Source organism: Luteitalea sp. (assembly GCF_044337415.1).
Classification (GTDB): domain Bacteria; phylum Acidobacteriota; class Vicinamibacteria; order Vicinamibacterales; family Vicinamibacteraceae; genus Luteitalea.
Genome location: NZ_JBIINP010000179.1, coordinates 1 through 8,066, shown reverse-complemented (window position 1 = coordinate 8,066; position 8,066 = coordinate 1). Strand labels below are relative to the sequence as shown.

Genomic DNA, 8,066 nt, shown 5'->3' with positions numbered 1-8,066 from the left:
CTGCCGACTGCCGACTGCCGAATTCCATGCCCTTCTACCCCATCTACCTCGACCTCCACGGGCGCCCATGCCTCGTCGTGGGCGGCGGCCCGATCGCGACGGGCAAGGTACGCGGGCTGATCGAGGCGGGAGCGCAGGTCACGGTGGTGTCGCCCGAGGCGGGCGAGGCCATCACGGCCTGGGAGGCCGAGCACGTGGTGGTGTGGCAGCGGCGGCCGTTCGAGGCGGCCGATCTGGACGGCCAGTTCCTGGTGTACGCGGCAACGGACGATCGCGACCTGAACGCGCGCATCTACCGGCTCGCGGAGCAGGCCGGGCGCGTCGCCAACGCGGTGGACGACCTCGATCACTGCAACTTCATCGCGCCGGCCATCGTTCGCGAGGGCCCCGTGCAGGTGGCCGTCTCGACCGCCGGCACCAGCCCGGCACTCGCCAAGCAGATTCGCGACCGCGTGCGCGACGAGGTGCTGACGCCGCAGACCGGCGTCCTGGCCGAGTACCTGGGGAGTTGGCGCGCCGAGGTCAAGGCGCACATCGACACCTACGAGCGACGGCAGTCCCTGTGGGAAGGCGTGCTCGAGGGCTGTGTCCCGGCGCTGGTGGCCGACGGCGACCGTGGGGCCGCCAACGCCGCCATGCGCGAGTTCCTGGCGCGCGCCGCGCGCCCATTCGATGCGGAGGCCCGCTGTGTGGTGCGGGCCGATCGGCCCGACGTCTGCCGGGCCTGCAAGGGAGTCTGACGTGAACGCAGTGCCAGCTACGGTCTATCTCGTCGGCGCAGGACCGGGCGCGCCGGATCTCATCACGCTGCGGGGCGTGAGGGCACTCGAGCAGGCCGACGTCGTGCTGTACGACCGGCTCACGCATCCGGCGCTGCTCGACCACGCGCCCGCGCATGCGCTGCGCCTCTACGCCGGACGCGCCCCCGGCGCCCCGGGCGACGACCGCCAGGAGACCATCCACGCCCAGCTCGTCGCGCACGCACGCGCCGGACGCACGGTCGTGCGCCTCAAGGGCGGCGACCCGTTCGTGTTCGGGCGCGGCGGCGAGGAGATGCTCGCGCTGGCCGAGGCCGGCGTGCCGTTCGAGGTCGTGCCCGGCGTCACCTCGTCGATCGGCGTCCCCGGCGTGGCGGGCATCCCGGTGACACACCGCGGCGCCTCGACCGCGTTCGCGGTGTTCACGGCGCACGAGGCCGAGGACGCCACCGAAGGACCGGTCGACTGGGTAGTGGCCGCGCGTGTGCCGACGGCGGTGTTCCTGATGGGCGTCGAGCGACTGCCCGTGATCGTGTCGAAGCTCATCGCGCACGGGCGTCGTGTCGACACACCCATCGCCATCGTCGAGCAGGGGACGTGCGATGCCGAGCGCGTGACGACGGGGACGCTGGGGACGATCCTGGCGCGCGCCAGGGACGTGCGTCCGCCGGCGACGATCGTGGTGGGCGAGGTGGTGGAGGTGCGGGAAGCGGTGCGGGCCCTGCAGGCGGGTCAGCCGGCGTGGCGTGTGCCGGCCGCGCTGTCGCCGCGAGCGCACCGCGGCGCGGCGGGGGCGACGGAGGTCGCCGCCCGCCGGCGCGCCTGAGGCGTTACTTCTTCGGCTTCGGATCCTTGCGCGTGATCGTGGTCAGGCGCGTCGGCTCCTGGCCGTAGATCTCGAGCTGTAGGTGGCCGTCCTTGACCGAGACGTTGGTCTGGGCGAGCAGCTTGCCCTCGCCCTTGGGGCTGCCGGGCGCGAAGCGCATCTCGATCACCGAGAACGGGTAATCGTTGGTCCGCGTCATGTTGCGGGCCGCGAAGAAGGAGATCGGCTTGTCGGTGGCGATCACGATCTGCTTGGTGCCGTCGGCCAGGGTGTTCTCGCGGGCGTACTTGAGGTCCCACCCCATGCTGTTGGGCGTGCGGATGTAACCCGTGCGCGGCTCCACATCCTGCAGCTTGTCGCGCAGCTTGTCCTGGTCGCGGCTCTTGTCGGTCGTCCCGGCCAGCATGTCGGCCAGCACCTGGCGCTCGGGGTCGGTGGACCACCGTTCGATCACGATGTCGATGCGGCCCATCATGCCGCCCTGCAGGTTCTGCCCGATCGCCTCGAACCGCACCGGGTTCTTCTTCGTCGGCTCGACCGGGGCGGTCTGCGCCTGTGCGGCCACCGCCGTCACGCTCATCGCGACGCCGAGCGCCGCCACCAGGAACTTCGTCATGCTGTACTCCTCCCCAAAAGGGCCCCACCGGTGTGGCGGGCGCTGAGACTATACCAAGCTCGACCCGGCAAATGGGCCACAGCCGCGTCCCATGACGCGGCAGCGTCCGGTAGACTGTGCCCCGCGGCTGAGCCTGAGGAGGCGTGATGAGCGTGCGGGTGGCGATCGTGGGAGCAGGACTCTGGGGCAACAACCACGCGGTGGCGCTCCGCGACCATCCTGGCTGCGAGGTGACGCTGGTGTGCGACCGCGACGCCCATCGCGCCGAGGTGGCCGCCGGCCAGTTGGGCTGTCGCTGGACGACGGAGATCGACGAAGTGGCGGCCAGCGACGTCGATGCCGTCACCGTCGCCACGCCCGACCACCTGCATGCGGCGCCGGTCATCGCGATGCTCGAGGCCGGCAAGCACGTGCTGGTCGAGAAGCCGCTGGCCACCACGGTGGCGGAGGCCAAGGCGATGGTCGACGCCGCGGCGCGGGCCGACCGGTCCCTCATGGTCGACTTCCACGCGCGCTGGCACCCGCTCTACATGGGCGCGAAGGCCTACGTGGAGCGCGGCGACCTCGGCGCGCCGGTGATGGCCTATGCGCGGCTCAGCGACACGATCCACGTGCCGACGTCGATGCTGTCGTGGGGCGCGCAGTCGGGACCGGAGTGGTTCCTCTTCCCGCACACGATGGACCTGATCCGCTGGCTGTTCCAGCGCGAGCCCGTCGAGGTGTACGCCAAGGGCACGCGCGGCGTGCTCGAGGGCCGCGGCATCCCCTGCTGGGACACCATCCAGGCGCTCGTCGAGTTCGAGGGCGGCGCCATCTGCACCTTCGAGACGTCGTGGATCCTGCCCGACAGCTTCACCAACGTCGTCGACAACCGCATCTCGGTGTACGGCGAGAAGGGCGGCCTCGAGGTGAAGAACGAGCCGTCCCTGTGGGCCTTCACCGACCGCTACCACACGCCGTTCTCGTCGACGTCGGTCACGCGCTACGGGAAGGCGTGGGGCTACCAGTACGAGCCGATCCGCTACTTCGTCGACTGCATCGCGCAGGGCGTGACACCCGAGGCCACCGGCCACGACGGCCTCGTGAACACGGCGATGATCGCCGCGACCCTGCAGTCACTCGCCGAGAAGCGCCCCGTCCGCATCGCGGAGGTGCTCGGCTGAGAAGAGCGTCGCCCCGGGGGCGACGCTCACGACCTCGCCCCCTGGGGCTTGGCGCTTGGGGCTTGAGCCTTCATCCTTTGCCCTTTGCCCTTTGAATTCTGAACTCTGAATTCTGAATCACTCGCACTACCAGCCCGTCCGATACTGCCGCGTGAGGTACTGGTTCGCGTTGGCGTCGTTGGTCACGCGCATGTTCGCCGCGTCGTAGTGGATCTTCGTGCGGGCGCGCAGCGACACCAGGCCGAGCAGCATGATCTCGTGCAGGTGCGCGGCGTAGGAGAACGGGCTCGAGAGCGTGTCCTGCCCCTTGATGGCACGGATCCAGTTCATCTCGTGTGCCTGATGCGGGACGCGCGCCAGTCGCTCCTTCGGGGCCCCCGTCGCGTTATGGAGGGTCGACGGCAGCAGCCGCGGCGGCATGCCCTCGTTGCAGAGCAGCTTCCCCTTCGTGCCGATGTAGAGGATGCCGCCCGAGGCCACGAGCTTCGCCTCGCCCCCGAGTTCCTCCGGCGTCGGCGGCATGAACCCGCCGTCGTACCACGTCAGGCGCACCGCCTTCCGCGCACCCTTCGCCGGGAAGTCGTAGTGCGTCATCGTCGCCAGCGGGAACGTCAGGTCGTTGAACGGCGTCGACGTCGTCTCGACGGTGGTCGGCAGGTCGAGGTCGAGCGCCCACACCGGGAAGTCGATCAGGTGCGCGCCCATGTCGCCGAGCGCGCCCTGGCCCCAGTCCACCCAGCCACGCCAGTTGAACGGATGGTAGAGCGGGCTGTACTCCACCGCCTGGGCCACGCCGAGGAACAGATCCCACGAGAGCGTGGACGGCGGCGGCGCAACGCTGGCCAGCGTGCTGACGCCCGCCTGCGTCAGTGACTGCTGGCTGATGCGTCCCGCCCGCTGCTCGGCGGTGAGGGTCGTGGGGCGCGGGATGCCCTGCGGCCAGATCGGCCGGTTGGTCCACACGTGCACCTGCGTGACGTCGCCGATGACGCCGGAGGTGATGTAGTCGACGCCGCGCCGGTTCTCGTCGGCCGAGTGCCGCTGGTTACCGCACTGGGCCTGCACCTTCGTCTCTGCCGCCCGCTTCGCGAGCTGGCGCGCTTCCGACACGCACCACGCCATCGGCTTCTGCACGTACACGTGCTTGCCGAGATCCATCGCGGCGAGCGCAATCGGCGCGTGCATGTGGTCGGGCGTGGCGACGATGACCGCGTCGATGTCCTTCTGCTGCTCGAACATCTTGCGGTAGTCGGCGTACTTGCGGATGCGCGACGCCGAGGCGTTGAACCTCTGCAGGTTGGCCGCGGCATCGTCGGCCGCGAACCGCGCGTTGGCGGCCTGCTGCGCCTTGGTGATGCCCCAGTCCTGCCAGGCGCCCCAGCCCGCCGGCGGCGGCCGGTTGCCCTGCCGCGGTCCTGCCGAGACGCCCGGCCCACCCTCCTGCGCCCACCGCGCGATGCGCGCGTCGAGCAGCGCCATGTCCACGTCGCAGAAGGCCACGACGTTCTGGCTCATCACGCCGCGCGTGTTGCTGGCGCCCATGCCGCTGACGCCGACGACGGCGACGTTGACGAGGTCGCTCGGCGCCTGCAGGCCGCGCCCGAGCACGTGGCGCGGGACGATGCTGACGGCCGCGCCGGCGGCCGCCGAGGAGATGAACTGACGACGCGAGACGCCGCGATTGGAGTCGTGATGGTTGGCCATGATGTCAGCGCTCTCAGGAGCCGGCGAGGATCAGGTCGAGCCGACGGTTGCGTTCCTCGAAGGGAATGTCGCCGTTGCTCTCGATGGTCATCCAACCGTCGTACTTGATCGACTCGAGGGCCTGTCGCAGCACCGGCCAGCGGACGCTGCCCTCGCGGATGTTGACCGAGCGGCCGCGACCGTCCGGGTCGGCCGGATCGAGCAGGTAGTCCTTCACGTGCACCTTGGCGAGCAGGTCGCCGAGCGTGAGGACCCACTGCTCGGGCGGCGCAAACCGCACGTGGTTGCCGATGTCGTAGTAGGCCTTCACCCACGGGCTCTTGAACGAGGCCACGAAGTGCCGGAAGATCTCCGGCTTCACCCACAGATTGTTGCTGACGTTCTCGAGCGCGATCACGACACCGGTCTTCTCGGCGGTCGGGATCAGGCGGTTCACCCACTCGCGCGACGTGTCGGTGGCGTGGTTGTGGGCCTTGATGTAGTCGGCGTACGGCGCGTTGTCGCCCACCACGACCTTCGTGATGTGGCCGGTCGCCTCGTCGAAGCGGATCTGGAACTCCCACGGGCGCGGGATGCGGAACGTCGGGCCCACCGGGGTGCCCGGGCGCTTCGGTCCCGCGCCCTGCCCGCCGATGCGGCAGGGCACGAGCAGCACGGTCTCGGCGCCGAAGGCCTGCGCGGTCCGCAGCGCCGCCTGGCTCTCGGCGAAGGTGCGATCCACCTCGCTGCGGTCGGCATTGTTGAACTCGGCCCAGCCGTAGAGCACCGAGTGGATCTTCATGCCCAGCTTGTCGGCGGCCTCGCGCATCTTCGCCGCCTGCGCCTCCGGGATGACGCGGCCCTCGACGCCATCGAACCCGGCATCCTTCATCCGCTTCAGGTCGTCTTCGGTCGGCTCCGCGATGAGTGCCTTGCGCAGCTTCGTGCTGAACGCGAGCGACGAAACCGGTGGCGGGGGCGGCTGCGCCGCGCGGCCCGTGGGCGGCGCTTGAGGCGCGGGTGCCTGGGCAGCGGCAGCGTCGGCGCCAAGGCCGAGCCCTGCGGCAAGGCCTGCAGACGACGAGAGGAAGTCACGACGATTCATGGGCGGCTCCGGAGGGAGGGCGGTCCGGGTACGGGGACCGCAGGAGTGGCTGTCACGGTGCGCACATCATATCCACCCGCGACCTCGACACGCGTTGCGCGCCGATCCCGTAGGATGGTCGCCATGTCGCTGCCCCGTCGTGCGGTCCCCTCGATCGCCGTCGCCATCGTCCTGTGCTCCACGCTCCTCGGCGTGGGGCTGGCCGCCAGGCAGGACCCGGCCAGGCGCGTGCCGCTGCGTGGCATCTACGGCGGCGTCCCGCAGGAGATCCTCGACAGCGGCCGATCGCTGCGCGACTTCGGCGTCGACGCCGTGTGGCTGGGGTCGGGCAGCGTCACCGCCGAACGACTCGCGCTGCTGCGCGCCCATGGCGTGCAGGTGTATGCCGAGTTCAACACCCTGCACGTCGCCGAGTACCTCAAGACACATCCCGACGCGGCTCCGGTGGGCCCCGACGGCGAGGTGAGTCCCCCACCCGACGGTTGGCAGGGTATCTGCCCGACACACGACGCCTATCGCGCAGAGCGGATGCAGGCGTTCAGGACGCTGCTCACGCGGTTCGCCATCGACGGCGTGTGGCTCGACTACCACCACGCGCACGCGAGCTGGGAACAGGCCACGCCGAACATGCCCGACACCTGCTTCTGCGCGCGGTGCCTCGGCCGCTTCCAGCAGGCCATGGGCATCACGCTCCCGGCCGTCTCGACCCGCGAGCGCGCTGCCCTGCTTCTTTCCACGCACCGTGAGGCATGGGTCCGCTGGCGGCTGGGCGTGTTCACCGACTGGGTGCGGGAGTTCGACGCCATCCGCGACCAGGTGCGCCCCGGCGCGCTCCTGGGCACGTTCCACAATCCGTGGAGCGACGAGGACATGAACGGCGCACGCCTGCGCTCGCTCGCCATCGACCTCCGCGCCCAGGCCGCCTACGTCGACGTCTTCAGCCCGATGCCCTATCACGCGCGCTTCGGGCACGCCGACGATCCCGCCTGGGTGTCGCGGCAGGTGCGCTGGCTCGGGCAGTACCTCGGGATCGAGGGCAGGCCGGGTGAGCGCCATCGCATCTGGCCGATCGTGCAGATCTCCGACTGGGGTACCCCCGTCCCGCTCTCGCAGGTCGAGACGGTGCTGACCGAGGGCGCGCGCGCCCCGTCGACCGGGGTGATGGTGTTCGCCTGGGGCGGGCTGCGGTCGAGCCCTGAGAAGATCGAGGCCATCGGCAGGACCTTCCGCGCCATGGGAGCCGGACAATGACCCACCACCTCGCCACTCGCACCACCGATATCGGCCCTGTCGTCGAGCGTGAACTCGCGCGCACCGGCGGGCTGCTCCGCCTGGCGCCCTGCTGGGTGCCCCGCCGCTTCGTGCGGCCCGGACAGCGGCTCAAGCTGCACCCGGACGACCTGTACGCGTTCGGCCTCGACCGCGGCGGCATCGACGAACGCTGGCTCGGCTCCACCGTGGAGGCCATGAATCCCGGCCGTCGCGACGACGAGGGCCTGTCGTACGTGGTGATCGGCACCGAGCGTGTCCTGCTGCGCGAGGCCATCGCCGAGTGCGGCGCCGCCATCGTCGGCGACGCGACGTGGCAGCGCTACGGCCGCTGGCCGGTGTTCTCGAAGTTCTTCGACAACCGGGGGCCGATCCCGCACCACATGCACCAGGACGCCGCGCAGGCGGCGCTCGTGGGGCGCGAGGCCAAGCCGGAGGGCTACTACTTCCCGCCGCAGATGAACCTGCGCGCCAACGACTTTCCGTACACGTTCTTCGGGCTGGCGCCGGGCACGACGAAGGCCGACGTGCGCCGCTGCCTCGAGCGGTGGCATGCCGGCGACAACGGCATCCTCGACCTCAGCGAGGCGTCGCGGCTCGAACTCGGCACGGGATGGCTGGTCCCGCCGCGCATGCTCCACGCGCC

At 70.5% G+C, this 8,066-nt stretch carries 7 protein-coding genes and 1 pseudogene; 5 read left to right on the top strand and 3 right to left on the bottom strand.

All coding sequences use genetic code 11. The features are described 5' to 3' along the window. Both ACIRDX_RS18225 and cobA read left to right on the top strand, forming a co-directional pair. Positions 1 to 740, top strand: a 740-nt coding sequence (locus tag ACIRDX_RS18225; RefSeq protein WP_396626862.1) for a bifunctional precorrin-2 dehydrogenase/sirohydrochlorin ferrochelatase, incomplete at its 5' end; no start/stop codon positions are given. 1 nt (position 741) lies between these two features. Beyond that, on the top strand, positions 742 to 1,584 hold the full coding sequence (cobA, locus tag ACIRDX_RS18220; protein ID WP_396626861.1) for a uroporphyrinogen-III C-methyltransferase: 843 nt from the start codon (positions 742 to 744) through the stop codon (positions 1,582 to 1,584). Positions 1,585 to 1,588: 4 nt separating this feature from the next. On the opposite strand, the gene ACIRDX_RS18215 is transcribed toward cobA, so the two are convergent. Continuing rightward, positions 1,589 to 2,200 (bottom strand): hypothetical protein, encoded by a 612-nt coding sequence (locus ACIRDX_RS18215; RefSeq protein ID WP_396626860.1) that lies wholly within the window; start codon positions 2,198 to 2,200, stop codon positions 1,589 to 1,591. Positions 2,201 to 2,346: 146 nt separating this feature from the next. Between ACIRDX_RS18215 and ACIRDX_RS18210 the strand changes: the two genes are divergently transcribed. Next, the gene (locus ACIRDX_RS18210; protein WP_396626859.1) at positions 2,347 to 3,363 is read left to right on the top strand and encodes a Gfo/Idh/MocA family protein; all 1,017 of its coding nucleotides are present in this window, start codon (positions 2,347 to 2,349) and stop codon (positions 3,361 to 3,363) included. 126 nt (positions 3,364 to 3,489) lie between these two features. On the opposite strand, the gene ACIRDX_RS18205 is transcribed toward ACIRDX_RS18210, so the two are convergent. Then, positions 3,490 to 5,067: a Gfo/Idh/MocA family protein gene (locus ACIRDX_RS18205; RefSeq protein WP_396626858.1), complete on the bottom strand. Its 1,578-nt coding sequence runs from the start codon at positions 5,065 to 5,067 to the stop codon at positions 3,490 to 3,492. 13 nt (positions 5,068 to 5,080) lie between these two features. Further along, positions 5,081 to 6,151 carry a sugar phosphate isomerase/epimerase family protein gene (locus ACIRDX_RS18200; RefSeq protein ID WP_396626857.1) on the bottom strand — a complete coding sequence of 357 codons (1,071 nt, stop codon included), beginning with the start codon at positions 6,149 to 6,151 and terminating at the stop codon, positions 5,081 to 5,083. 123 nt (positions 6,152 to 6,274) lie between these two features. Between ACIRDX_RS18200 and ACIRDX_RS18195 the strand changes: the two genes are divergently transcribed. Both ACIRDX_RS18195 and ACIRDX_RS18190 read left to right on the top strand, forming a co-directional pair. After that, the gene (locus ACIRDX_RS18195) at positions 6,275 to 7,402 is read left to right on the top strand and encodes a hypothetical protein (RefSeq protein WP_396626856.1); all 1,128 of its coding nucleotides are present in this window, start codon (positions 6,275 to 6,277) and stop codon (positions 7,400 to 7,402) included. Continuing rightward, positions 7,399 to 8,066: pseudogene (locus ACIRDX_RS18190) on the top strand (hypothetical protein); the annotation flags it as partial. The gene ACIRDX_RS18195 and the pseudogene ACIRDX_RS18190, both read left to right, overlap by 4 nt.